Raw genomic sequence first — 23,916 nt, forward strand, 5'->3', positions numbered from 1 at the left:
GTTGCGTCCGAGCACGAGTCGCACCGGCTGTTCCCGGCCTTTGCGCAGATCGCGCGAACGCTCACCGATCCAGCTGATCCGCCCACATCAGCGCCTGCAAGTGCGCCCAGTTGACCTGGTGGTTCGACAGTTGCAGCTCGTCCGCGGCCTTTGCAAAGGCGACGTCGTCGCCACTCTCGCAAGCCTTGGTCAGCGCGAGGAACGGCGCAAGCTGGCCTTCGTTGCGCAGCAAGGCGTCGAGCACGGGTTGCGGCAGCGTGACCGAACTCAGGGCCTGGTCGAGCGGCATGCCGAGCAGCGTGTCGAGCAGCGAGAACACGCCGACGACAAAAGCGTTGTCGCAGTCTTCCTGCGGCATCAACTCGGCCGCGAGCAATTCCATCAAGCGGCCGCGCACGACGGCCGTGGTGCCCGCCGCCGGCGCGGCGCCGCCGGGGCGCGAGACGGTCATCAGCAGCGTGGCCCAGCGGAACAGCTTGTTGAGCCCGAGGATCATCACCGCGTGGCGGAATGACGTGATCTCGACGCTGAGGCCGAAGCCGCAGGAGTTGATCATGCGCAGCAGCTTGAACGACAGCGTCGGATCGCGCTTGATCAGCTCCTCGATTTCGTCGAGGTCGGCCTCGCGGCGCACCAGATTGATGAGCTGGATGATGGTCGCCTGCGACGCCTGCACCGACTTGTCGCTGATGACAGCCGGCTGGGAGAACCACTGGCCCTGGAACAGTTTCACGCCGAAGCGCCTCATCATTTCGTACTGCTCGACCGTGTCGACCTGCTCGGCCACCACCTCGGCGCGGGTGGTGCTGCGGGCCGCCTTGACGTAGCGCTCGGCCTGGTCCCGCTCCAGGCCCGACATCTCGAGTTTGACGTAGGAGGCGAGCGGCTTCCACGATGCGTAGGCCGGCTCCAGCACGGCCGGACCGAAGGCGAGCCTGAAGCCGCTTTCGCGGATTTTCGTGAGCCCGGCCAGGCCGCGCTCGATGTCTTCCGCGGTACTGCCGTCGCGCGTGATCACTTCGAGCACCACCTTGTCCGGGTCGAGCAGGTCGAGGTGCACGCTGTCGAGGTTCTCGATGGCGCAATGCAGGAACACGATCTTCTCGCCGGCGATGGCCTTCGCGCCGGAGTCGGACACGGCGTCCAGCACCACGGTCGAGTCATTGGCGCGGTCGCGCGGTTGCTCGAACAGCGCGTAGCCGAACACGGCGCGCCGGTCGTCGACGATCGCCTGTCGCGAGAGAGCGGTATTCACGCCGGCTGGGGGCACGGTGCCTGCGGCATCACTTGCAAGATCGGGATCATTGAACATCGAGAACTAACTCCGGGTGAAGATTGAAATTGCAACGCGGGCGATTCTCAGCGAACGCCGGCCATTGCATGCTCGCCTGTGTGCGCGCCTGCAACAGAAAGCGTGCGCAGCAATGCGCGGTTGACATCCTCGGCGGTGAGGCCGTACAGGTCGCGCACGCTGCGAATGGATGCGGGGTCTTCCGATTCGAGCGCGAGGGCGGCCTGCAGGCTCGGCGCATAGGGGCCGCTGCGGCTCACGACGGCCGACACGATCCGGTCGGACAACGGGATGCGCGAAAGACTGGTACGCAACGGCTCGTCGAGGATCTGGTCGAGCTGCGCGAAGAGGCCGCACAGGTAGACCTCGCGCCGCAGGTCGTCTTCGACGCCGGCATCCATCAGGTGTTCCATCAGGTGGCCGCGCAGCACCATCGTCGCGTTGACGGGATACAGGTCCACGTCCTCGCTGGCATGGCCGAGTTGCTCGGCCAGCCAGGCTCCGAGCGAGCGGTAGCCGAGCATCATGAAGCCATGTCGCAGCGATGCGATGCCGCTGCGCAGGCCGAGGCCGGCGGAGTTGAGGTACACCAGCAGCCGATAGGCCAACGTCGGTTCTTCGCCGAGCAGTTGCTCGATGCGCTCGAACGAGGGCTCGCTGTCGAGCGCGGTCAGGGTCTGGACGATCGCGCGGCGGCTCGGGGGAACGGGTTGGCCGGCGTAGCGATGCAGCGCATCGTCCGCGGGCCAGCCGGCGATCGCCCAGGCCCCTTGCTGGTCGAGTGCGTGGTCGGCCAGTGCCTTGCTGGCGACGCCGTCGACGATCGAGTTGGCGGCCACGGGGCTGCCTTCGACGCGCGCGGAAAAACGGCCCACGGCGGCCGCCTCGCGTGCGCGCAGTGCGGCGCGCAAGGCGCTGGCTGCGTCGGCTGCGGACAGCGTCGTCACGCGCCGATGGAAGCAGCGAGCCACGTCATCAGGTGGCGAATGCGTCGTGTCGCCACGGGCCACCAACCGCGCGCCGCGCTTGTGCGCATGCTGCACGCCGGCGCGCAGGCGCGCGTCGTCCAGCCAGGCGAGCGGCACTTCGATCAACGGATCGCCCGATGCCGCATGTTCGAGCAGCCCCGACAGCAGGTTGCGAGAGCGCAGCGAGAGCAGCAACTCGGGTGACTCGGCCGAGCGCAACTCCGACAGCATGCGCAACAGGTGATGGCCGTCGACGCCTTCGCCGTCTTCGTGCACGAACAATTGAACGCCCGCAAGCGCGCGATGACGGCCCCACAAGGGGCGATAGCCGAGAGAGACGCTTCCGAGGACGGACTGGGCCATGTTCGAAAAGTTAAGCGTGGGGGTATGTCAGTGCGCTACGACGCTGGAGCGTCTTCCGCGACGCATGAAACCGGCGCCGTCAGATTCCAGGACGAGCACAGCGAAGTCTGTTCGTGAGCATCCGCGGAACCGGCTTTGCCGGGCCGCCGGATGCGCCCCCTCGAGGGGGAGGCGCCGAAGGCGCTTCGGGGGTGTTTCATTTCTTTCAAGAGATGAAGTTGAAGAGCGATTGCTTCTGGATCTGCGCATAGGAGCCGAGCGCGGCGGAGTACGCGGTCTGTTGTGTCTGGAAGTCCGACAGGCCCTTGACCACATCGAGGTCTTCCGCACGCGAGCGATCGGCTTCGAGCTGGATGCTGCGGTCCGACTGCCGGCCCGAGATATCGTCGACGCGGTTCAGCAAGTCCCCCGCGGTGCCGCGCGATGCCTGAAGGCGCGACAGTCCCGCATCGATCTGCACCAGCGCCTGCGAGATGTTCTGTGCGACCACACCGCTGCTGGTGGCGTTTCGCACGCCGGCGATGGCGCTGTCGAGCACGCCGAAAAGGCTGGTCTGGGTGCTCGGGCTCAGTTGCAGCGCCGCGCCGTTGGCCGGCGTGCCCTTGGCGACGAGCGATATGCCGTCGAACGCGATCGCGTGGCCGTCGACGTACGGCTGCGCACTTTGCACGGCCAGGCCTGTCGTCGTGTCGACCACGTCGTAGGTCGTGACACCGGCGTTGACATTGAAGGTGAGGCTGTAGCTGTCGCCTGTGATGGCGGCCGGATCGGTGACCTGGCCCGCGTCGGTATAGACCGTGCTCGTGCCGGGCGCTTGCGCGATGCCGAAGACGCCATTGCCGGTGGGCACGTTCATCCATGTCGCATGGCCGTCGAGCGTGGACGGAACGGCCACCGCGCTGGTCGATGCCTGGCCCGCGATGCCGTTGTAGCTGACGCCACCGCCGGTGTCGACGAAGGGTGCGGCCGTGCTGCCGAGACCGCCGAACAGCGGCTGGCCGTTGCTGTCCTTCTCGTTCGCGTAGCCGAGGATCTGGTCGCGCAACGTGGTCATCTGCTGCGCGATGCTGGCGCGGTCGGCGGCGGTGAGCGCGGTATTGCCGGCCTGCACGGCGAGCGCACGAAAATCCTGCACGGCGCCGACCGCGTCGCCGAGTGTCGACTCGGCCGTGGCCACTGCGTTGCGCTGCACTTCGAGTGCGCGCTGGTCGGTTGCCACGCGCGCCATGCGCGTCTGTGCGCGTTCGGCTTGCGCGGCGCCCGTCGGGTCGTCGCTCGGGCGCAGCACCTTCTTGCCGGCGGTGAGCTGCTCCTGCAGCCGGGCCAGTTGCGATTGCCGCGTGGTGAGCCGCTGCACCGCGTTGTCGTAAGTGTTGGCCGTGCCGAGCCGGGTGATGGACATGCTGTTGCCTTCCTTCTCAGCTCATGCTTTGCAGCATCGAGTCGAAGATGTTCTGCGCGATCTGGATCATCTTGGCGGAGGCCTGGTACGCCTGCTGGTACTGCAGGAGCTTGGCCGCCTCTTCGTCGAGGTTCACGCCCGACACGCTGGTACGGCTGGTTTCGAGGTTCGACGCGATCGAGTCCGAGATGCCGGCCGCGTACTGTGCGCTCTGCGCGCGCACGCCGACTTGCGCCATCAGCGAGGCGTACCCGTCGGAGAGCGGCGCACCGTCGAACACCGCCGCATCGCGCAGGTTGAGCAGCGCGGTGGCGTTGCCAGAATTCAGGTTGCTGTAGGCCGGCGTCGTAGCCTGCACCGTGATCGTGTCGCCAGGTTTCGGCGTGCCCTGAAGCGTGAGGTTCCAGCCGTTGAAGCTGATCGGCTGGCCCGCGGCGAACGCGACGCCGGCTGGATTGCCGGTGCCGGCGCCCGCAACGTCGAAGGTGCCTGCGGCGGTGAAGGTCAGCGTGACGGTGGCGGTCTGGTTCGGATCTGCGGCCTTGGGCACAAGCGACGACACGGTGACGTTGCCGCCGTTGGCGGTGCCCGCGCGTGCCTCGACCGGGCTGGCCGCGGCGAGTGCGCGGGGCGAGGTCAACGCGCTCGCGACCTGCCCAGCCGCGGCCGCGTAGGGCTTGAGCGTGAAGCTGTCGCCCGCAATCGCCGTGCCGGTGCCGACCGCGATGGCAAGACCGTCGACCTGCACCGGCAGTGGACCTGCGAAGTTGGTCACCTGTCCATCGGACATGCGCGTGACCTGCAGGCTGCCGCCCGCGCCGAACAGCAACTGGTACGACGATGCGGCCAGCCTGGAAGGATCGGTGACCGATGCGCCGACGGCCGCGCTGCCCGTGTTGCCGCTGGCAGCCAGAGCATCGGGAATCGCGATCGGCTGGAAGAAGTTGCCGCCCGGCTTGCCGTCCAGGTCCACACCGAGCCTGTGCTGCGCGTTGACGGTGCTGGTGATCGTCACCGCCATGCGGCCGAGCAGGTCGCGCGCATCGGCGAGGTCGCTGTTCTGGAAGCGCAGCAGGCCGGCGACCTTGCCGCCGCCGAGCGTCTCGCCTTCGACGGGCGTGCTCAGCGTGCCGCGCGTCACGGTGAGGTTGGTGGCGCCCGTATCGTCGGTCCCCAGCGCGACGGGCGCAGCCGTGCTGCCGAGCACCAGCGCCTGGCTGCCGATGAACACGCTGAGCGAGCCGTCGTCCGCCGCCACGATGGTGGTCTGCACCTGCTGATTGAGGTCGCGCAGCGCCTGGTCGCGCTGGTCGAGCAAGTCGTTCGGGCTCTGGCCGTTGCCGGTGGAGCGCGCGATCTGCTGGTTCAGCGTGGCAATGCGCGAGGCCAGGCTATTGATGCTCTTGACGGCATCCTTCAATTGCGACGTCACGCCGGATTGCAGGTCATCGAGCCGGGTCTGCGCATCGTTGAAACGCGCGGCCAATTCGTCGGCGCGCGTGAGCACAACGTTGCGCGCGGTCAGGTCGGTCGGCGTGCCGGCCACGTCGGAGAGCGAGTTCAGCATGTCGGTGATCGACGCGCCGAGGCCCGTGGTGCCGCCGGTAAAGATGTCCTCGAGCGAGGAAAGCTGGTCGGCACGGGTGCTGTCCATGGCCGATACCGATTGCGCCGATGCCGCCTGTGTCGTGAGGAAGTCGCTGTGCGCGCGCACGACGGTCGAGACCTCGACGCCCTTTCCGATGTAGCCGCTGCCGGTGTACTGGCCCGGCACCTGCGACATGACCACCGACTGGCGCGAATAGCCGGCCGTGCTCGCGTTGGCGATGTTGTTCCCGGTGGTTTGCAGCGCGATCTGGTTGGCGAGCAAGGCGCGCGCGCCGACGTTGAGCAACGAACTCATCCGGCCTCCCGTGAATGCACGGCGTGACTAACGTGGAGCTTCATGCTCTCCTCTGCAGTTGCAGGCTGGTGTTGATCGCGCGGCTCAGCTTGGCGGCGTAAGCCGGGTCGGTTGCATAGCCGGCGCGTTGCAGCTCGGTGGCGAAGGCGGTGACGGAGCCGGTCTGCGCGCGGGCCTGCGCATAGCGCGGGCTTTCGCCGATGAGCCTGGCGTAGTCGCGGAAGGAGTCTTCGTACGAGTTGTAGGCGCGAAATTTGGCCGTGACCTTCTTCGGCTCGCCGTCGACGTATTCGGTGGTTGTGACCTCGGCCACCTTGCCGGTCCAGCCGGGGCCGGCTTTGATGCCGAACAGGTTGAAGGCATTGCTGCCATCGGCATTGCGGATCTCGCTGCGGCCCCAGCCTGTCTCGTGGCCGGCCTGCCCGATCATGAACGCCGCCGGAATGCCGGTGGCCTGCGACACGCGTTCGGCTGCGTCGCTGTGCTGGCTGACAAAGCCGCTTTGCGTCGCGCTGGGATTGACGGTGGTCGAGCCGCCAAGCGACACGGTCGGCACGCCGCTGCGTGCATTGCCCGTCATTTGCTGCGTGAGCTGGCGCGTGATGGCGTCGGTCAAGCCGCCGGGCATGCCGGCGAGTTGCACTGCGAATTGCTGGTCGAGCAGGTCGGTGCCGAGCTTCTCGCCGTCGCTGTCCATCAGGCCCGACTTCATCGTGGCCTCGCGCATGCTCTTGATCAATTCGCGCATGAACAGCGATTCGAACTGCTTCGCTGCTTCCTTGACCGCCTTCGGGTCGCTCTTGTTGCCCGCGGCCAGCTTCAGCACGTCGAGCGAACGCGCATCGGCTGCGAGGCCGCCGCTGCTGATCGTGGGGATGGAGGTGGGCGCGGCCATGCTCAGTGGTTCCGTGGTGCGGGATGTGGCGAGGTGCCTGCGTTCGGGGTGCGTGCCGAGGGCGCTGGGTATCCCCCTCCGCGAATTTCCCCCGCCTTCGGCTCCTCCTTTATTTCGCTGCGGGGCATACCCAGCGCCCTCGGCACGTGGAACGGGGCGTTGTGCCGGCCGATCAACGACTGCGCGTCCGGATCACGCCGATGGTGTGCCCCACGCAGCGAAATAAAGGAGGAGCCGGCAACCGCAGGTTGACGGCGGGGGACATTCGCGGAGTGGCGTACGCCGTCGGCGTGATCCCGCCCCAGCCGCACTCCGGCCACGCATGGAACCGAAAACCAGGCGCCCATGTCAGATCACCTCGAGCTCGGCGTTGAGCGCGCCCGAAGCCTTGATCGCCTGCAGGATCGCCAGCAGGTCCTGCGGCGACGCACCCAGCGCATTCAGCGCACGCACCACATCCGACAGCAGCGGCGCATTGGGGACCTGTATGAGGATGCCCGGCTCCTGCTTGATCTGGATGCTGGCCTGCTCCGCCACCACCGTCTTGCCCTGGGAGAACGGCGCGGGCTGGCTGATGATCGGCGTCGAGTTGATCGTGATCGACAGGTTGCCATGCGCGATCGCGCACGGCCCAAGGGTCACCGCCTGGTTCAGCACCACCGAGCCGGTGCGTGCGTTGATCACCACGCGCGCAGCCGGCACCGGCTGATCCAGCGTCAGCTCTTCGAGTTGCGCAATGAAGCTCACCCGCGCATTCGCTTCGGTCGGCGCCTGCACCTGCACCGTGCGGCCATCGAGGGCACGTGCCCGGCCACTGCCCATGCGCGTATTGATCGCCTGCGCGACGCGCCGCGCCGTCTCGAAGTCCGCCGCGTTGAGCCCGAGGTTGATGCTGTCGCCTTCGTTGAGCGGCGTCGCGATGGCGCGCTCGACCTGCGCGCCGTTCGGCACGCGGCCGGCATTCAACTGGTTGATCTGCACCTTGCTGCCCGCCGCCGCAGCGCCGGCGCCGCCGATCACCAGGTTACCTTGCGCCAGCGCGTAGATCTCGCCGTCGGCGCCGCGCAGCGGCGTTGCGATCAACGTGCCGCCCCTGAGCGACTTCGCGTTGCCCATCGACGAAACGTTGACGTCGACCGTCTGCCCCGGCTGCGCGAACGCCGGCAATTGCGCCGTGACGATGACTGCCGCCACGTTCTTCAACTGAAGCTGCGAGGCCTTGATGTCCGGCAGCGTGATACCGAGCTGCTGCAGATAGTTGGCGACGCTCTGCGTGGTGTAGGGCATCTGCGTGGTCTGGTCGCCGCTGCCGTCGAGGCCGACGACCAGGCCGTAGCCGGTGAGCTGGTTGGAGCGAACGCCCTGCACCGCGGCGAGTTCCTTGATGCGCACCGCATGTGCCGGCGCGAGCAGCGCCAGGCCGAGGACGAACAACGAAGCGAGGCGGAGGAAGGACATCTTCATTGCGCGATCAGAAGGGAAGGACACTCATGAAGAAGCGGTTGAGCCACGGCATGACCTGCGACTCCTGCTGCGCGCCGCGGCCGCGCGATTCGATGCGCACGTTCGCCACCTGCGTGGAGCTCACGATACTGCCGGCCTGGATCGCGCGCGGGTCGATCGTGCCGGAGAAGCGCAGCACGTCGACGTTCTGGTTCACGCCGATCTGCTTCTCGCCGGTGACGACCAGGTGGCCGTTCGGCAGCACGTCGATCACCGTCGCGGTGATCGAGCCCTGGAAGGTGTTGGCGCTTTGCGTGCCGCCCTTGCCGGCGAAGTTCTGGGCCGAGTCGGCCGTCGCGCTCGCGCGGGTGAATGAGTTGGGCTTGAAGAATGGCACCGCGCTGATGCTGGAATCGATGCCGCTCTTCTTGTCGATGGTCGAGGTCGATGTCTGGCTCGCGGTCACGTTCTCGACGATGGTGATGGTGACGGTGTCGCCTTCCATGCGCGCGCGCCGGTCTTCGAACAGCGGGCGGTAGCGCACCGAGTGAAACAGGCTCCCGGTCGCAGGCGGCGGCGCGGCATTGGCAGCGCGCGCGACCGGCTGCTGCGGCGTGGTCGCCGGCATGTCGACTTGCGGCGTGTTGGCGATGACGCTGCAGCCGCTGACCAGCAGCGTGGCCGATAGTGCGACAGCGAAGCAGAGCAGGAGGCGCATGGTCAAAGCTGCCCTAGCTTCTGCAGCATCTGGTCGCTTGTCTGGATCGCCTTCGAATTCATCTCGTAGGCGCGCTGCGTCTGGATCATCGACACCAGCTCCTGCACTACGTTGACGTTCGACGTTTCCAGGAAGCCCTGCATCACCGTCCCCAGTCCGTTGGTGCCCGCGGTACCGCCGCTCGGCTGGCCCGACGCGGCAGTCTCGGCATAGAGGTTTTCGCCGCGCGGTTCCAGCCCGGCCGGGTTCACGAAATTCGCGATCGCCAGCGTGCCGATGGTCTGCGGCGTGGTCTGCCCTGTGAGAGTGGCCGACACAGTTCCGTCGGTGGCCACGGTGACGTTGGTCGCACCCGTCGGCACCGTGATCCCGTTCGCCACGGGCAAGCCCGACGACGTCACGAGCCGCCCTTGCGCATCCACCTGGAACGAGCCATCGCGCGTGTAGCCGATCGTGCCGTCCGGCTGCGTGACCTGGAAGAAGCCGTTGCCCTTTATGGCCAGGTCGAGCTGGTTGTTGGTCTGCTGCATGCTGCCCTGCGTGAACGATCGGCTGGTGGCGACGGTGCGCACGCCCAGGCCGATCTGCAGGCCGGTCGGCAACTGCGACTGCTCGGTGGCATTGGCGCCGACCTGGCGCAGGTTCTGGTACATCAGGTCCTCGAACACGGCGGTGGCGCGCTTGAAGCCGTTGGTCGACACGTTGGCCAGGTTGTGCGAGATGACGTCGAGCTGCGTCTGCTGCGCCTCCATGCCGGTCTTCGAGATCCAGAGCGAGTTGATCATGGCGAGTCCTGTACGAAATGGAGGGCGTCAGCCCACGGATAGCAGTTGCGCGGCCGACTTGTCCGACGCTTCGGTCGACGACAGCAGGCGCATCTGAGCGTCGAACTGGCGGGCGGCGGCGATCATGCCGACCATGGTCTCGACCGGATTCACGTTCGAGCCTTCGAGCGAGCCGGTCTGAAGGCGTGCAGTGCTGTCGCTGGGCACGGGCTCCAGTGACGCGGTGCGAAAGAGTCCGTCGTCGCTGCGCTTCAATGGATCTTCAGCCGTTGGTGTGGCGAGCTTCAGGCGTCCGAGCGTCGACGAAGGCTGGTCGCCGGTCTTGCTGGTGACCGTGCCGTCGGTGCCGATGGAAATGTCGGAGCCCGGCGGCACGTCGATGGGCGATCCGCCGTCCGACAGCATCACCAGCCCCGAGCTGTTGACCAACGTGCCTTCCGGCGATACCTGCAGCGCGCCGGAACGCGAGTAGGCCTCGGTGCCGTCGAGCCCTTGCACCGCGAACCATGCGTTGCCCTGCGCTTGCACGTCGAGCGCGCGGCCCGTGGGCTGCGATGCGCCGGCACGGCTGTCGTGGCCGGACGAGGACTCGAGCGCGAACACCCGCGTGCTCGCTCCGTCGCCGCGCAAGGGCACCGCACGGAAGGCCGAAAGCTCCGCGCGAAAGCCCTGCGTCGACGCATTCGCGAGGTTGTTCGCCAGCACGGCCTGGCGCTGCGCCGCCGCATTGGCGCCGCTCATCGCGGTGTAGATCAGGTGGTCCATCGGGCTGCGGCCTCAGTGCATCAGTCGGTGCGTCGATGGCTCAGCGCATGTTGACCAGCGTCTGCATCACCTGGTCCTGTGTCTTGATCGTCTGCGCGTTGGCCTGGTAGGCACGCTGCGTGGTCATCATGTTGACCAGTTCGGCCGTCAGGTCGACGTTCGATTCTTCCAGCGCACCCGCGCGCAACTGGCCGAAGGTGCCCTCGCCCGGGGCGCCGCGCACTGGCTGGCCCGACGACGCGGTCTCGACCCAGTTGCCCGAGCCCACCGGCGCAAGCCCCTGTGCATTGCGGAAGTTGACCAACGCGATCTGCCCCGCGGCTTGCGTCTGTCCGTTCGAATACGTCGCGGTGAGGATGCCGCTGTCCTCGATCTTGAGGCCGGTGAGCTGGCCCGCCGTATAGCCGTCCTGGGTGAGGTCCGACACGGCGAAGCGCGCGTTGACCTGCGTCATGTTGCTCAGGTCGAGCGTCACGGGGAAGGTCTGCGCCGGATCGTTGGGCGAGGCCAGCGTCAGCGTGGGCATCGGCGTGGCCGGGTCCAGGCTGCCGTCGGCCATGAAGTTGATGGGGATCGGCGTCGACGCGGCCGGATCGCTGCCGTTGACGCTGGTGCGGACCTCCCAGCTGTTGTTGGCCGTCTTCGTGAAATACAGGCCCACCGGAATCTCCAGGCCCTGTGCGTCGAAGGCGGTGAGCGAGGTGCCGTAGGTCTGCAGCGGCGTCGGCGGCGTGGCGCTCGACGCGACCACGGCGCTGGAATCCAGCGTCACTTCCGCCGCCATCTTCGTCGTCTGCCTTGCCGGGATCGGTGCACCGGTCGGCAGCCGCAGGCCCTGCATGTCGAAGCTCTGGCGAACGCCCTTGGCGTCCGTGGGATAGCCCATCAATGCGGCGCCCGTATTGGTGATGATGTTGCCGCTCTTGTCGAGCTTGAAGTTGCCGGCGCGCGTGTATTGCTTGGTGCCGTCGGGGGCTTGGACCTGGAAGAAGCCCGATCCGTTGACGGCCACGTCGAGGTCGTTGCTCGTGATCGACAGCGTGCCTTGCGAGAACTGCTGCGACACCGCGCCCACGTCCACGCCAAGCCCGACGTTGGTGCCGCCGATGGCGCCGACCGAACTGGCATATATCTCGGAGAACTCGGCACGCGATGACTTCATGCCGGTGGTGCCGGCGTTGGCGATGTTATTGCCGATCACGTCGAGGCTGCGGCTGGCGGCGTTGAGCCCGGAGAGCGCTTGCTGGAAACTCATGGCGGTGTTCCTTGGAAGAGTGTGCGGTTCAGAGAACGGTGTGGACCTTGGCGTAAGGCGTCGTGCCCGCGGCCAGCAGGGTGAGCGTGAGCCCGTCGCCGTTGCTGCCGACGGCCACGACCTTGTCGCGCATCAATGCGGTGGAGGTGACCGCGGCGCTGCCGCTGGTCGCGACCACCTTGAACTGCAGCGTCGTGTTGGCCGGATACGCCGAGGCATCGAGCGTGAAGCCGTGCTGGCCCGCATCGAGCGCGCCGAGTTGCACCGTGTCGATGACCTGGCCGGCGGGCGTCAGCACCTGCACCTTCACGTCGGTGGCCGCGCCGTCGAGCTCGACCGCGCCGACCGCCGTGCTCCCGTCGATGGCGAGCTGGTTGCCCTCGGCCAGCACGTTGCGCCCGACCATGCCGCTGGCCTGCATCATCTGCGTGGCGGATGCCTGCGCGGCCATCGCCTTCATCGTGTCGTTGAGCTGCTGGATGCCGCTGACCGTGTTGATCTGCGCGATCTGCGTGGTCATCTGCGCGTTGTCCATCGGGTTCATCGGGTCCTGGTTGTTGAGCTGCGCGACGAGCAGCTTCAGGAACCGGTCTTGCGCGTCGGCCGCGCCGGTCGTCGCGACCGTGCCCGCAGCGGGATCGGCGCTCGACGTGATGTTGTAGGACTTGGTGGTGCCGGCGAGGCCGGCGAGGCCGGCGGTGGCGCTGGTGGCGGTCATGGCGTGCGGCTCGCGTTCATTGGCCGATCTGCAGCGTCTTCAGCAGCAGGTTCTTGGCCGTGTTCATCACTTCGATGTTGTTCTGGTACGAACGCGAGGCCGAGATCATGTTGACCATCTCTTCCACCGGGTTCACGTTGGAGTGCGTGACGTAGCCTTCGGCATCGGCGGCCGGGTTGGCGGGCTCGTGCACGCGGCGGCCCGCCGTCGGGTTCTCGGTGACGGCATCCACGCGCACGCCGGCATCGCCGGCGCTGCCATACGGGACAGTCTGGAACACCACCTGCCGCGCCTTGTAGGCCTGGCCGTCGGGGCCGGCCACCGCGTCGACGTTGGCCAGGTTGCTGGCCACCACGTTGAGCCGCTGCGACTGCGCGCTGACCGCGCTGCCGGAGATGCCGAAGATCGAGAACATCGACATGGCTTACTGCCCCTGGATGGCCGACAGCATGGTCTTGCTCTCGGCATTGATGAAGCGCAGCGTGGCCTCGTAGCGCACCGCGTTGTCGGCGAAGGCGGCGCGCTCGCGATCGAGGTCCACGCTGTTGCCGTCGAGCGAAGGCTGCGATTGCACGACGTAGCCGTTGTCGCCGTCCTTGATGCCCGCGCTGCCCCTGGCGTTCGTGCCGCTGGTCGCATCGCGCAAGGCATCGGCAAAGTTGAAATCGCGCGCGGCATAGCCGGGCGTGTCGGCGTTGGCGATGTTGCCCGCGATCAGGCGCTGGCGGTCGGCGCGCAGCAGCAGGGCCTTCGATTGGAAGTCCAGAGCGCTTGTCAGTTTGTCCAGCATCGGTAGGCGCCTTGCAGTGTGGCAACGGGAGTGGTTGGCCGTTTCGGGCCGTGTGGAAATTGTGAAAGCCGGGGCCTCGCCGGAAGCGCCGAGTAAAGGGGGGATTCGCGCCCTGTTCGGCGGATTGCCATGAGGCGTGTTGCATAAAGTTCCAGTCGCGGCAATGGGGCCGCGGCTTTCTCTTTCTTCGCGAAGGCGCTGCACGATGTCGTACTTTCAGATTCGCCGTTCGGCCGCTGCCGTTTTCGTGGTGGCCGCTGTCGCTGCGTTGTGCGCGCCCGCGCAAGCGCAGGTACTGCAGCAGGCGCCGTCGCAAGGCGCGGAGGTCGCCCCCGAATTCATCGCGGCCACGCAGCAATGGCTCGACGACGCGGTGGCCCGGGCGCAGTCCGTATCGACCAGCGCGCTGCGCATGGAAGTGAGCATTGGCTCGCTCGACAGCCGCTTGCGGCTTGCGCCGTGCTCGCATGTGGAGCCCTACATTCCTGTCGGCATGCGCCTGTGGGGCAAGACCCGACTCGGCCTGCGCTGCACCGACGGCGGTGGACGCTGGAACGTGTTCTTGCCGGTGACGATCAAGGCTTTCGGCCCGGCCTGGGTGCTGCGCGACAACGTGATCGCGGGCACGGTGCTCACGGCTGCCGATGCGGTCGAGGCCGAAGCCGACTGGGCCGCGGAGCCGTCGCCCGTGGTGGCCGACGCGGCGCAGTGGTTAGGCCAGACGGCATCGCGCTCGCTCGTGGCCGGTCAGGCGCTGAGGCAATCGATGGTGAAGCCGGCGCAGGTGTTCGCGGCCGGCGCGCAGGTGCGTGTGGTGGCGCAAGGGCCCGGCTTCGAGGTCGCGTCGGACGCTCAGGCCATGACGCCCGGCGTGGTCGGCCAGCCGGTGCGCCTGCGCATGGAAAATGGCCGCATCACCACGGGCGTGGTGCAGGACATGCGAACCGTCAAGCTTTCGATGTAATCCGTCGACCGAAAAGAAAAGGGCTCAAGTTCCTGGCGGACATGCCGAAATCACAGGGACGATGCCTCCGTTGCAGGGGCGCTGGAGTGAACCATGAAGATCAATGCGTTGAACGATGCCGCCCTGGCAGCCGCCGCGCTCGCCTCCGGCAGGTCCGAGCGCGGCACGGCGCCGGCCGCCGGCACGGGTGCAGCCGACGCGGCGGGCGCTGGCGGCACGCCGGTGACTGTCTCCGCGGCGGCACGTGCGCTCGACCTGGCGTCGGCCGGCAGCGGCATCGACGAGGCCAAGGTCGCTGCCGTCAAGGCCGCGATCGCGAACGGCACCTTCAAGGTGAACGCCGGCGCCATTGCCGACAAGATGTTGTCGAACGCTCAGGAAGTCCTGAGCCGAGTGAGGAGCTGACACACATGCCCGATACCCGAAACTCCACCGAGTCGTTGTTGGTTGAAGTCGAACGGCAGCTTGATGCGGTGGATGCCGGGCTGCTGGCCAGCGACCCCGCCGGACTGCCTGGGTCGTGCACCGATCTTCGCGATGTGGCCGTCACGTTTGCTCGGGTGCTGGAAGCGGCGCTGTCTGCCGAGGTGTTCGACCAGGCGTTTCGGCGCCGGATCGATGCGGTCGCGCAGCGGTTGGCGACGCAGCGGCAGAGCATTGCGCGCCGCAACGTCGTGGTCGAGCGCGCGCTGGCCTCGATCTTTCGGCCGCAGGGGGATTCGACTTACGTGAAGCCGGGTGGGCGGGCTGCGTTTGCAGCCCACTGAACCGCCTTACTTGGGCGGGGCCGAACCAGGCGGAAAGTTGGCAAACATCTTGTCGAGCGAGGCTTGCAGGAGCGCAGGCACCTTGTCGCTGTTGCTGGGCAACGTGCCACTTGCACTTCCATGCCAGACGGCCCGCTTGCTCTTCGCATCGAACATGTCGACGACCAGCGTCCCGACTTCATAGGTATACGAGGTCGTCGTCGCCACGCCGGGCCCGAATCCGCCCCAGCCGTAGCCATAGCCCGCTGCGCTGTAGTAGGTGGTGTAGTCGCGTTTCTCCTGCGTCGCCACTTGCGCTCCGACCTGAACGTCGCCGTCGGTCGCAAGCTTCCAGCCCTTTGATTGCAACTTGGCGTCGATGCCGTCGACGATGCGTTGCTGGTTGAGTGGATCGCCGCCCGTCGGCTTGCCGATCCAGGTATAGGTGCGATAGCTTGCGAATCGCGCAGCCGGATCGAAATCCGTCTTGACGGTCGGCGTGCTGCTGCAAGCCGCCAACAGGCTGGCGATAGCCAGGATGCTGAACCGATGAACCATGGAAACTCCTTGATGTACCGAAGGAACTGGCGCCACGGCTTTGGCTGAAGAAGCCAGGACCGTGGCATGGCATCGCCAATCCTTTGGGTTGATGGGGGACTGGCTGGCGACACGCCTTCCGGGCGAAGGTGGTTTGGCTGGCTGGCGAATTCTAAGGTTGAGCCCAAGTGATCCGGGCCTCGATCCGCGGGTGATGCATGTCACCGATGGCGCGACAGCGTGCGCTGTTTCATCATTTCGCGTAGCCCTTCGCGCGCCTCGATGCAAATTCCACCAGTACGGTCGGTCACAGACCGAAATGATGCATCTCATGAGGTTCCCATTCAATGGATGTTTTGTTGAACGGTCAGAACAACTTGGCTCGCCGCAATCAAAAGCTTGCATTGAGATTGAATCCAGCCGTGACCCTGGCCGTGCGATAGCCCTCGGGTTTGGAGATCGGTGCACCGACGAAGAAGTCGTAACTCAGCCTGGTCCACTGGCCCCGCACGCCGACGACGGCACCTGCCAGGTGGCGGCCGAGCAAGTCCGCTGCCGCACGCCCGCCGATCTGGCCGTAGTCCGCGCCGACATACAGTTCCGCGCCGCTTGTCCCCATGGCCCAGCCCAGGTCGTTGCGGATCAGCATGCCGCTGTCTCCCAGCAGGCTGGTCTCGCCGTCGAAGCCCCTCACGGTGTAGCGCCCGCCGATGGCAAATCGATCCTGCGGCGTGAGCGGCGTGTAGTTCCACTGGCCGCGGAACAGTCCCGAGTACCTCAAGCGCTGCGCGCCGCCGCCGAAGTCGAGCTTGAACGGCGCATTCAGGCTCACCTCCAGCGTCGCGAGTTTCATGCGCGAGGTGCCTTCGCCGAACGACTCTTCGGGGGCTGCAATGGCGCCGAAGGCACCGGTCCCGTGCCGGTACGCCAGCGTGCCCTCCAGCGTGGCCGCCTCGCCCCACAGGCCGAAGAACTCCTTGTCGCTCAGGCTGGCCTCCCAGCCGCCCACGACCCGGTGCTGCACACCGACCTCGGTGTCATCGATGAAGTTGCGCGATTCGCGCCGCAATGCCTTGAGCGTCGCGGTGGTCTTGCGGTTCTGGTCGCGGTAGAGCAGTCGCGACAGCCTGACTTCGGCGTTGTTGGTCTTGCCCGCGTAGATGTAGTCCTGGTTCAGGCCGGCCACGCTCTGGTGGTATTGACTATTTGAGCCGGTGAAGCCGAGCAGCCAGTCGCCATGGGGCAATGAGTAATGGAGGGTCTGTGCCTCCGTGCCCTTGCCGGGGTCGGAGAAGAGGTGGTTGCCGATGCTGTGGCTGGCGTTGACGTAGAACAGGTCGTTGAGGCCCAGCGGGTTGTCCACGGAGAGCGTGGCACCTGCCTGGTAGCGGCCGGTGGCCTCGGTGCCGCTGTCGTCCAGTGAGAGGGTTGCGCGCAGCTTGCGGTTCTGGACGTACTGGACCACGAGGTCGCTGTCGCCGGGGCGGGCATCGGGTGCGGTGGAAGGCTCGATTTGGATGTCGGCTTCGGCGGTGGGCACGCGCTTGAGGTTCTCCAGGCCCTGCTCGATGTCGCGCAGGTTCAGCAGGGCGCCGGGCGCGGAGGGAATGGCGCCGCGCAAGAGGGCCGAGCTGCCGAGCAGTGGGACTGTCGAATCCGGCGTCATGCGGATCGCGGCGATGCGACCAGGCACCAGGGTCAAGGTCAGCGTGCCGCTCGAGAGGTCCTGCGGCGCGGCGAGGGCGCGGGTGGTGACCCAGCCTCGGGCGATCAGGGCCGCTTGTGCACGCGCAAGGACGACGTTGACGCCGGCCGTACCCAGGCAGCGGCCGATGGGTGCGTCGGTGCCCTCAGGGCCCGCGAGGACCGAAGGATCGGCGACCGCCCATTGGAAGGCCTCGGACTGATCACCGACCAGCTTCACGCGGTCGATGCGAAAGCACGGGGACTCCGAATCGGGGATGCGCGCAGCCGGTGCCTCAGGTGCGGCCTGCAGGCGTTCGTCGACAGCCCGTTCGTTCTGCTCGCGCAGGGCACGTTCGCGTTCTTGCTGGCGCTGTTGCTCGACGAAGGGCTGGGGGGTGGTGGGCGATTGCTGCGCGAATGCGAACAGCGGGCTGGCCAGTAGCGCCGCAGCGAGCAGGTTGGGTTTCAATTGGGACTCCCTCTCTCTTTTCTTTTTTTTTGGCCGGACTTCAATCGTCCCGGCCATTTGCGCTCATCGACGCGACGGTGCCGGGCAACCTGCAATGACTTGTGCCGAAACGGGAACCGGGGCATCCGGATTGGTGGCATCCATCACCACCAGGCGGCAGGCGGGCTTGTCGCCCCACGCGAAATCGACCGTGTAGCCATGTCCCGCCTCCGGCGTGAACCGGGCTGTTACCGGGCCGCAGTTGCCGGAGCGATAGCCCGAGTCCTTGCCATCCGCCCATGAGCCATAGCCGCGCACCTGGATCGGCTCGCTCGGCTTGGCTTCATGGACGAGATAGGGGTTGCTGCGGCGGCCACGTTGCGTCGCGTTGGCGATCCACGGGTACACGAGGCCGCGTCCGGCGTAGGCGACGTCGCCCAATGACGTAAACGCCTGGCAGTTCTGCGCAGAGGTGCTGACGGAGAAGTGCGCCGGGTATCCCGTGCCCGCGGCGCGCACGACGATCCTGGCGGTACCGGGCTCGATTTCGCGCAGGTCGTAGTAGCCGTTGTTGGTGCGGATGTCCTCGCGTGCGGCGTCGGGGTTGATTTCGCTGTAGGTACATGCGCAGAGCATGGCGCCGGCAACAGCGGCGAGGAGAATCCCTGCGGATTTCATTCTTGGCATGGGTCCGTGTCGACTTGAAATCAGCGCTTCAATTCGACCGCGCGCACTGCGGAGGGCGGCCCCGAAAAACCGCTCACCTTGCCATCGGCGCCGAAATTCACGTCGACCGGCTCGTCATCCTGTGCCGTCCAGTACCGCCAGGAGTTGGCGTTCAAGTCCTTGGTGTCATTGCGCGACGGATAGCTCAGCGACATCAGCACCTGGGGGCGGCTCATGCCGACCACGACCTTCGCTGCATACACGGCACTCTGCACCTCGGGGCTCCATGTCGCGAGTTGCAGCCTGGGGTCCGCGGGTACGACGATCTGGCGCGCCCAGCGCAATCCGTCTTCCTTGCTGCGCGCCGTGTCGTCGTACATCGAGACGTAGGTTGCGCCGATCGTTCCGTAGAAGTACTTGTCACGCTTGATGGTGTCGAGCGTGGCGGACTCGCCGGCGGGCAAGATGGGCCCGCCCAGCACATTGCTGCTGGAGACCCAGCCGTAGTCGTAGCGCAAGTTGCAACAGGTGTAGCCGCTGACAGGCTGCTCCAGGCGCATGGCGCAAGCGGACAGGAGGAATGGGAATGCAACAAGCAATGCGGAGGCAACCGCGGCGCGACGAAAGGAGGGGAGGTGTGACAGCTTCATGTTTTTTTGAATTGAAAGAAAAGTCCGTGGTCGCGTGCTTATTCACCCGCCGGCGGGGGCGACCAATTGGCGACGGGTTTTGGGTTGAGATAATGTGATTCCGATGAACTCCTATCAATCGCGCACCCAGCGCGGCATCTGCTGGGTCAGATCATCTGTACTACCGTCCACGACATAAGCGTCTTCGCAGACGGGCCACTCCTTCGGACAGGCACGCACACCCAGCCCTGGCGTGCCATCAGCCAACGACAGCGATACAACGGCTCTGAAGCTGCCACTCGAACCACAAGGGGTCTGCAGTTGAAATCTGAGCGAGCCTCCGCGTGTGTGCCGTCGGGCAGGGTGACGGTCTGCTCGACCAGCCAGACGATGTCGCTGGTGAGCTGGGCCGCCGTCGTCGGTCGTCGTGTGGACGGTGTTTCGGATGCCGCAGCCGATGGCGCCTTTCGTCTCGCGCCTCCTGGTTCTCGCTGGTGCGCCGGCGGTTACCAGAGCCATAAGAAGCCACGTTCCTCGTCCCGAATGGCGCGCACTTCTTCGTATTGAAAGGACAAGACGAACAGCATGTTCGTGCGCTCGGACAACGCCGTCAGAAATGCTTTGATGGTGGCCACGGCCTCGTCGTACACGTAGATGCGAAAGACGAGATGGCCGGTGACTATGAAGTCGCACCCGTGATTGCCCTCCGCGCGAATCATGCCGTCTTTTGGAGCAGCACCCCACGAAGCACCCCACGAAGTACCGACGGTCAATTCGCCATGGCCCAAGACGGCACGCAACCAAAATTCACCACGCTCTTCTACGTCGCTCAGACCGATTTCGCTAAGGATCAGCTTTAGCACGCGCCAACCCTCAACACTGCCGTTCATTTCCAGATGCATTTCCATGCCATGCTTACAACCCCGCATTCAAGTTTAATTTGCCGCCCTTGATGAGGACAAAATTGCGCAAGCCCGGCACCGGATTGCGTTGCACGTATTGGGCTACTTCTGATGCGTTCAACGGGGAGTCGGCAAGATTGACGCCAATGTTTTTGGCTCGGAAAGTCTTCAAAGACGGATCTGCCTTAAGAGTGTCAGCATCCCAAATGCTCTGCACATCTCCCGATTTCGGAGAATACACATCGGCCAATTCCCCGTTGATCGTCAAGTCAGGTTGCTTTATTTTTGTAGACCCCTGATTGTTCGGAAGCTGCTCCACGTTCCAAAATCCATCGGCCCGCGCCTTATGAAGTCTCGGCTATCGGGGCTCTTGCCAGAACCACTCGAAGCCGCGCTCCTTGTCCCGGATTGCATATACCCCTTCGTATTGAAAGGACAAGACGAACAGCATATTCGTGCGCTCAGTCAACGCCGTCAGAAATGCTTTGATGGTGGCTACGGCCTCGTCGTACATGGAGTTATTGATGCGGAAGGACATCTCGCCTTCGACGAGAAAGCTACAGCCGTGCGCTCCCTCTGCAATGATCTCTCTCGTTCTGCGCGGCAAGCCCCACTCGGCTTCCGCAAATACTTCGCCGTCGCCCAACGTTCCCCATAAGGAGTTATGGCGATGCGCCTCAAGGTGAGGCATGCCAGATTCATAGAGGATTTTCTTTGCCGTTTCCCAGTCTGCCTGCTTCCCATTGATTTCGAGGTACATGTCAAGCGCCATCTTTACCACCCCGCATTCAAGTTTGTTACCTTGCGTGATGAGGACCAAGTCGTGCGCATGGTGAGTCTGGCGTCATGTTGCTCAAGGTTCCACAGCCGACGGTATTGATGACTGGTAACGACTCCGTAGCTACATTTTTCCATTTTCATCGAAATAGGTTGACGATAGATGCAATTAAGCGCTAGCCAAGGCGATCAACCTTATTTCCATTGGAATCAAAAAGGCACTTTCATTTTTAATTCGGCTTAATTCGCGGCCGATTAATGACATTCAATAAATTCTCCAACTCTATGCCATATTCGTTTGACTCAAAATTTGGCAAAACCCCCTCCATCATAAATTCGGAATTGATGAGTCCACAAATAATTTCAGTTCCGTTGATGTCAAGTTGATTGCTTTCAATTTTTTCAAATGCAACGCTACTTTTCCCATGATCATTGACGCGCAATTTTTCGAGTATTTCTTTTTGTCGATTTCTAGACGAACGCTTCAAGCGTAGCTTTAGCGCAGCGACTGGCCGCACTTAGCCAAACAGCCAGTTATGTTAAAGCGCCCATCGGGCGATCTACCCCGCAGCCATTGCCAGGCCGGGGCGGGCTCGATGCCCGACTCGGACTGTCTTCTCAGCTCTGCGCGGGACGCGCCTGGCAATCGACTGCCATCTTCAGACCAGGCTCTCAGGAACAAAAGAGTTGAGCAAACCATTACCCCCATCAACGTGAATTCTTCCGCATGAAGGACAACGATATACCGTAGTTCTTACTTCATCAACAAGCCCATAAAAAGCATCACTGTCTAAATGCTCGGGCTCATCTAGTTTGTCAGCAATTTGTTCAATGCGTGACTCTGGAACAAGTGCAAATTCAAAGCTAGGGGCACCGTTAGAAAGATTCATCACGTAGCCGCAGCGACAAGCGAATTTAGACATTGCTTAGCCTCCCGTTGGGCGATTGAAACACACAATTGATCCATCCGGTTTTTAGAAAAAGAGGGTTTGAATATTCTGGGCGGTAGGCTTGCCCCAAGTCCTTGCCGCTACTGTGGCCATGTCCGCGTCTGCGATGCTGGTTTGCACAAGGACGGCAATTGCTTGAGTATTTTTCCCCTCAATGGCCCGTGTTATGGAAGTGGGATTTGTGCTAGTGGGCGTGTAGACATCCACTTGTCCAACACCCTTCACCGTCAGGTCGGCTGGATGACGACACTGCCGCCCTTGATGGAGACGTCCTTGCCCGCATCGACCTGCACGCCCTGCAGCAAGACGCTGTTGCCGCCTTGCAGGAGGATGCCGCCGTTGCTGCTGGTGATGGTGCTGGGCGATGCGATGTCGGACTGGATTCCGATGCCGGTGCCGCTGCTGTTGCCCTCGCCGAAGAGGATGGGGAGGCCGGTGGTGAGCATGCCGCCCAGGGCGGCGCCAGCGTTGATGCCTTTCTTGGTCTTGTCGACGTCGATGCGCATGCCGCTGGAGCTGCGGCCTTCCACGGTTCTGCGAGGTCACCGATTTGACACAAGTGTTTGGAGATATTTGGACCGCCCAGTGTCTAAATCAGCGCCAACTAGCTGCCCTAATCTCAACAACTCTTGATATTCATGTTCACTCAATGCCACATTCTCTTCGCAGAGATAATCACATAGCGTCTCGAGTGCCAAACAGTTTTCCCCATGGTCAATATACTCCGTTGCAAAATCTACAAGATAAGTGTTGAGCTTTCCCTTAAAAAGTGAAGCCAGATTACGGAGTTCTATTTCGAGTGACATGTTGATTACTTCTTTATTGGATTTAAGTTGATAACGGCAGGCACTGAGTCCGGGAATGCTGTGACCGTTCGGCCTGTGGCTGGCTCAAAAACCACACGCATTGACACCCCATCACGCGTTTCCCATGCAACCCATCTTGCGGGTTTGCCAGCATTTGTCGTCAAACCGCCAGTCCCGGTTTGCGCATACCACTGTGTGGTGGGTGAGGTAACCACGTCCCCCACGTTGTGCAATATCTGGCCCTCTGTCCAACTCTGCGGATAGGTGGTCTTCCCGGGCTGGCCTGGATACATATGCCCTCCGTTTCCTGGGCCATCACCGAAAAGAATATGTTGACGGTCTGCGGGAGAAAGTATGTTCACATACTCGTCGGCAGCCATCCCTCCGTTGACGCTCCCTTTGGGAGCTTCCCCCTTTGTTCCAAGGCTGATACCCGCAACACCGGCCATCTGCAATGACCCCGTGATGGCAGCCCCCACAAGATCACGGATGCTCGCCGTCTCCTGCTGCGCGCCCAGCACGTTGTACAGCCGCGTCATGTCATCGAGTTGCCGGCTCAGCAGATCGCTGACAAGCGCATTCTTCTCGGCCGTGTCTGCGTATGCAGAGGCCGTTATGACGTTTGTCAGGCTCATGTTCGCGCTGTTGGCCAGCGCCATGCATTGACTGAGGTCGCCCCCGCTACTGCATGCACTCTCGATACGCTGGGCTTGCTTGTCGGCGTCGCGGACCATCTCGTCTCGCAATTGGGCGATATCGCAACTGCCGCTTGCGCCTCCTGAACAACCTCGCAAGTCGCTCATCAGTTTGGCCGAGCCACGCAGGCTGAGGGCGTTGTTCGCCGCCGCATTGGCACCGGCGGCAGCGGCAATGTTGATGTCCGCAGCATCCAATCCAGCAAGCGCACCTGCAAGGCCTGCGAACATCTGAGCCATTTCGACTGCACCGGGCTTGATGTTGCCGAACTCGTCGCGGCCATAGGCGTTGCCGCTGATTTCCCCCACCACGGCGCCAATCGCACCGGCGCCGCATCCGGACGAACTGTCAGCCCTGCCCGCGCCTACAGCGCAGCCTGCTATCGCGTGGGCGAGTTTGCTCGTGAGGTCGTCCAGCGTGCCGGTGGCCGTGAGGTTGCCAATCGCATTGGCGCTCTGAGCCGCAACGGTGTCCAGGATCGCCCCCTTCAGCCCGCTCTTCAGGCTGTCCTCCAGGCTGCCTCCATTGATCGCCGTGTCGATCAGCGCCCTGGCCGCACCCGCCTGGAGGTTCTGCCCCAACTGCGTGAGGAATTCCTGCGCGCCCGCGCCCGCAGTCGGCAGGCCGGTCGGGTTCATGTTCAGCCCGCCGAGCACACCACCGGTGACGATCGCGGTGAGCAGGCTCTTGACGCTGTCGCTCGAACCCAGGTCGTGCAGGGTCTTGCCCACGTCGCCCTGGTTGTTGATGAGGGCCACGGCCGCCTGGCTTGCCAGCGCAGTGAGGCCCGCCGTCACGGCGCCGCTCACCGCA

27 protein-coding genes are annotated in these 23,916 nt (G+C 64.4%); 3 read left to right on the forward strand and 24 right to left on the reverse strand.

What is annotated here, in order from left to right; genetic code table 11:
* Window positions 1-61 precede the first annotated feature (61 nt).
* From WKW80_RS30270 to flgB, 13 genes are all read right to left on the reverse strand, one after another.
* On the reverse strand, window positions 62-1,312 hold the full coding sequence (locus WKW80_RS30270) for an EAL and HDOD domain-containing protein (RefSeq protein ID WP_340367297.1): 1,251 nt from the start codon (window positions 1,310-1,312) through the stop codon (window positions 62-64).
* A 47-nt stretch (window positions 1,313-1,359) separates the two neighbouring features.
* Window positions 1,360-2,622 carry an HDOD domain-containing protein gene (locus WKW80_RS30275; RefSeq protein WP_340367298.1) on the reverse strand — a complete coding sequence of 421 codons (1,263 nt, stop codon included), beginning with the start codon at window positions 2,620-2,622 and terminating at the stop codon, window positions 1,360-1,362.
* Window positions 2,623-2,827: 205 nt separating this feature from the next.
* Window positions 2,828-4,024: a flagellar hook-associated protein FlgL gene (gene flgL / locus WKW80_RS30280; protein ID WP_340367299.1), complete on the reverse strand. Its 1,197-nt coding sequence runs from the start codon at window positions 4,022-4,024 to the stop codon at window positions 2,828-2,830.
* A gap of 16 nt (window positions 4,025-4,040) precedes the next feature.
* Entirely contained in the window at window positions 4,041-5,927 is a 1,887-nt protein-coding gene (gene flgK / locus WKW80_RS30285; RefSeq protein ID WP_340367300.1) for a flagellar hook-associated protein FlgK, read from the reverse strand.
* A 40-nt stretch (window positions 5,928-5,967) separates the two neighbouring features.
* Complete coding sequence (gene flgJ, locus WKW80_RS30290) at window positions 5,968-6,822, reverse strand: flagellar assembly peptidoglycan hydrolase FlgJ (protein WP_422822992.1); 855 nt, start codon at window positions 6,820-6,822, stop codon at window positions 5,968-5,970.
* A gap of 348 nt (window positions 6,823-7,170) precedes the next feature.
* Window positions 7,171-8,280 (reverse strand): flagellar basal body P-ring protein FlgI, encoded by a 1,110-nt coding sequence (locus WKW80_RS30295; protein ID WP_340367301.1) that lies wholly within the window; start codon window positions 8,278-8,280, stop codon window positions 7,171-7,173.
* 13 nt (window positions 8,281-8,293) lie between these two features.
* Window positions 8,294-8,983, reverse strand: coding sequence for a flagellar basal body L-ring protein FlgH (locus WKW80_RS30300; RefSeq protein ID WP_340367302.1), 690 nt, complete (start codon window positions 8,981-8,983; stop codon window positions 8,294-8,296).
* A 2-nt stretch (window positions 8,984-8,985) separates the two neighbouring features.
* A complete protein-coding gene (flgG, locus tag WKW80_RS30305; RefSeq protein WP_340367303.1) occupies window positions 8,986-9,768 on the reverse strand; it encodes a flagellar basal-body rod protein FlgG in 783 nt (260 codons plus the stop codon).
* Window positions 9,769-9,795: 27 nt separating this feature from the next.
* On the reverse strand, window positions 9,796-10,533 hold the full coding sequence (locus WKW80_RS30310) for a flagellar basal body rod protein FlgF (protein WP_340367304.1): 738 nt from the start codon (window positions 10,531-10,533) through the stop codon (window positions 9,796-9,798).
* Between the two features lie 40 nt (window positions 10,534-10,573).
* The gene (gene flgE, locus WKW80_RS30315; RefSeq protein ID WP_340367305.1) at window positions 10,574-11,788 is read right to left on the reverse strand and encodes a flagellar hook protein FlgE; all 1,215 of its coding nucleotides are present in this window, start codon (window positions 11,786-11,788) and stop codon (window positions 10,574-10,576) included.
* A 28-nt stretch (window positions 11,789-11,816) separates the two neighbouring features.
* On the reverse strand, window positions 11,817-12,506 hold the full coding sequence (locus tag WKW80_RS30320) for a flagellar hook assembly protein FlgD (protein ID WP_340367306.1): 690 nt from the start codon (window positions 12,504-12,506) through the stop codon (window positions 11,817-11,819).
* Between the two features lie 16 nt (window positions 12,507-12,522).
* Window positions 12,523-12,927, reverse strand: coding sequence for a flagellar basal body rod protein FlgC (gene flgC / locus WKW80_RS30325; RefSeq protein ID WP_340367307.1), 405 nt, complete (start codon window positions 12,925-12,927; stop codon window positions 12,523-12,525).
* 3 nt (window positions 12,928-12,930) lie between these two features.
* Complete coding sequence (gene flgB, locus WKW80_RS30330; protein WP_340367308.1) at window positions 12,931-13,296, reverse strand: flagellar basal body rod protein FlgB; 366 nt, start codon at window positions 13,294-13,296, stop codon at window positions 12,931-12,933.
* Window positions 13,297-13,501: 205 nt separating this feature from the next.
* On the opposite strand from flgB, the gene flgA reads away from it, so the two are divergent.
* The 3 genes from flgA to WKW80_RS30345 all read left to right on the forward strand — a co-directional run bounded on the left by flgA (window position 13,502) and on the right by WKW80_RS30345 (window position 15,027).
* A complete protein-coding gene (gene flgA, locus WKW80_RS30335) occupies window positions 13,502-14,260 on the forward strand; it encodes a flagellar basal body P-ring formation chaperone FlgA (protein ID WP_340367309.1) in 759 nt (252 codons plus the stop codon).
* Window positions 14,261-14,353: 93 nt separating this feature from the next.
* Window positions 14,354-14,665 carry a flagellar biosynthesis anti-sigma factor FlgM gene (flgM, locus tag WKW80_RS30340; RefSeq protein ID WP_340367311.1) on the forward strand — a complete coding sequence of 104 codons (312 nt, stop codon included), beginning with the start codon at window positions 14,354-14,356 and terminating at the stop codon, window positions 14,663-14,665.
* 5 nt (window positions 14,666-14,670) lie between these two features.
* Window positions 14,671-15,027, forward strand: coding sequence for a hypothetical protein (locus WKW80_RS30345; RefSeq protein ID WP_340367312.1), 357 nt, complete (start codon window positions 14,671-14,673; stop codon window positions 15,025-15,027).
* Window positions 15,028-15,033: 6 nt separating this feature from the next.
* Here WKW80_RS30345 and WKW80_RS30350 read toward each other — a convergent pair whose 3' ends face one another.
* From WKW80_RS30350 to WKW80_RS30395, 11 genes are all read right to left on the reverse strand, one after another.
* Window positions 15,034-15,564 (reverse strand): DUF4136 domain-containing protein, encoded by a 531-nt coding sequence (locus WKW80_RS30350; protein ID WP_340367313.1) that lies wholly within the window; start codon window positions 15,562-15,564, stop codon window positions 15,034-15,036.
* Between the two features lie 370 nt (window positions 15,565-15,934).
* Window positions 15,935-17,686: a ShlB/FhaC/HecB family hemolysin secretion/activation protein gene (locus WKW80_RS30355; protein WP_340367326.1), complete on the reverse strand. Its 1,752-nt coding sequence runs from the start codon at window positions 17,684-17,686 to the stop codon at window positions 15,935-15,937.
* Window positions 17,687-17,761: 75 nt separating this feature from the next.
* Entirely contained in the window at window positions 17,762-18,364 is a 603-nt protein-coding gene (locus WKW80_RS30360) for a hypothetical protein (protein WP_340367314.1), read from the reverse strand.
* 20 nt (window positions 18,365-18,384) lie between these two features.
* Complete coding sequence (locus WKW80_RS30365) at window positions 18,385-18,993, reverse strand: hypothetical protein (RefSeq protein WP_340367315.1); 609 nt, start codon at window positions 18,991-18,993, stop codon at window positions 18,385-18,387.
* A 485-nt stretch (window positions 18,994-19,478) separates the two neighbouring features.
* Window positions 19,479-19,880 carry a hypothetical protein gene (locus WKW80_RS30370; protein WP_340367316.1) on the reverse strand — a complete coding sequence of 134 codons (402 nt, stop codon included), beginning with the start codon at window positions 19,878-19,880 and terminating at the stop codon, window positions 19,479-19,481.
* A gap of 7 nt (window positions 19,881-19,887) precedes the next feature.
* On the reverse strand, window positions 19,888-20,193 hold the full coding sequence (locus WKW80_RS30375) for a CdiA C-terminal domain-containing protein (RefSeq protein WP_340367317.1): 306 nt from the start codon (window positions 20,191-20,193) through the stop codon (window positions 19,888-19,890).
* 39 nt (window positions 20,194-20,232) lie between these two features.
* Window positions 20,233-20,694, reverse strand: a complete 462-nt coding sequence (locus tag WKW80_RS30380; RefSeq protein ID WP_340367318.1) for a hypothetical protein — start codon at window positions 20,692-20,694, stop codon at window positions 20,233-20,235.
* A 616-nt stretch (window positions 20,695-21,310) separates the two neighbouring features.
* The gene (locus WKW80_RS30385) at window positions 21,311-21,574 is read right to left on the reverse strand and encodes a hypothetical protein (protein ID WP_340367319.1); all 264 of its coding nucleotides are present in this window, start codon (window positions 21,572-21,574) and stop codon (window positions 21,311-21,313) included.
* 254 nt (window positions 21,575-21,828) lie between these two features.
* Window positions 21,829-22,131: a hypothetical protein gene (locus WKW80_RS30390; RefSeq protein WP_340367320.1), complete on the reverse strand. Its 303-nt coding sequence runs from the start codon at window positions 22,129-22,131 to the stop codon at window positions 21,829-21,831.
* A gap of 12 nt (window positions 22,132-22,143) precedes the next feature.
* Window positions 22,144-22,407 (reverse strand): MafI family immunity protein, encoded by a 264-nt coding sequence (locus tag WKW80_RS37490; protein ID WP_422822993.1) that lies wholly within the window; start codon window positions 22,405-22,407, stop codon window positions 22,144-22,146.
* Between the two features lie 5 nt (window positions 22,408-22,412).
* The coding region (locus WKW80_RS30395) for a DUF637 domain-containing protein (RefSeq protein WP_340367322.1) at window positions 22,413-23,916 on the reverse strand (1,504 nt) is incomplete at its 5' end.

The sequence above is a fragment of the Variovorax humicola genome (genome assembly GCF_037889915.1).
Classification (GTDB): domain Bacteria; phylum Pseudomonadota; class Gammaproteobacteria; order Burkholderiales; family Burkholderiaceae_C; genus Variovorax; species Variovorax humicola.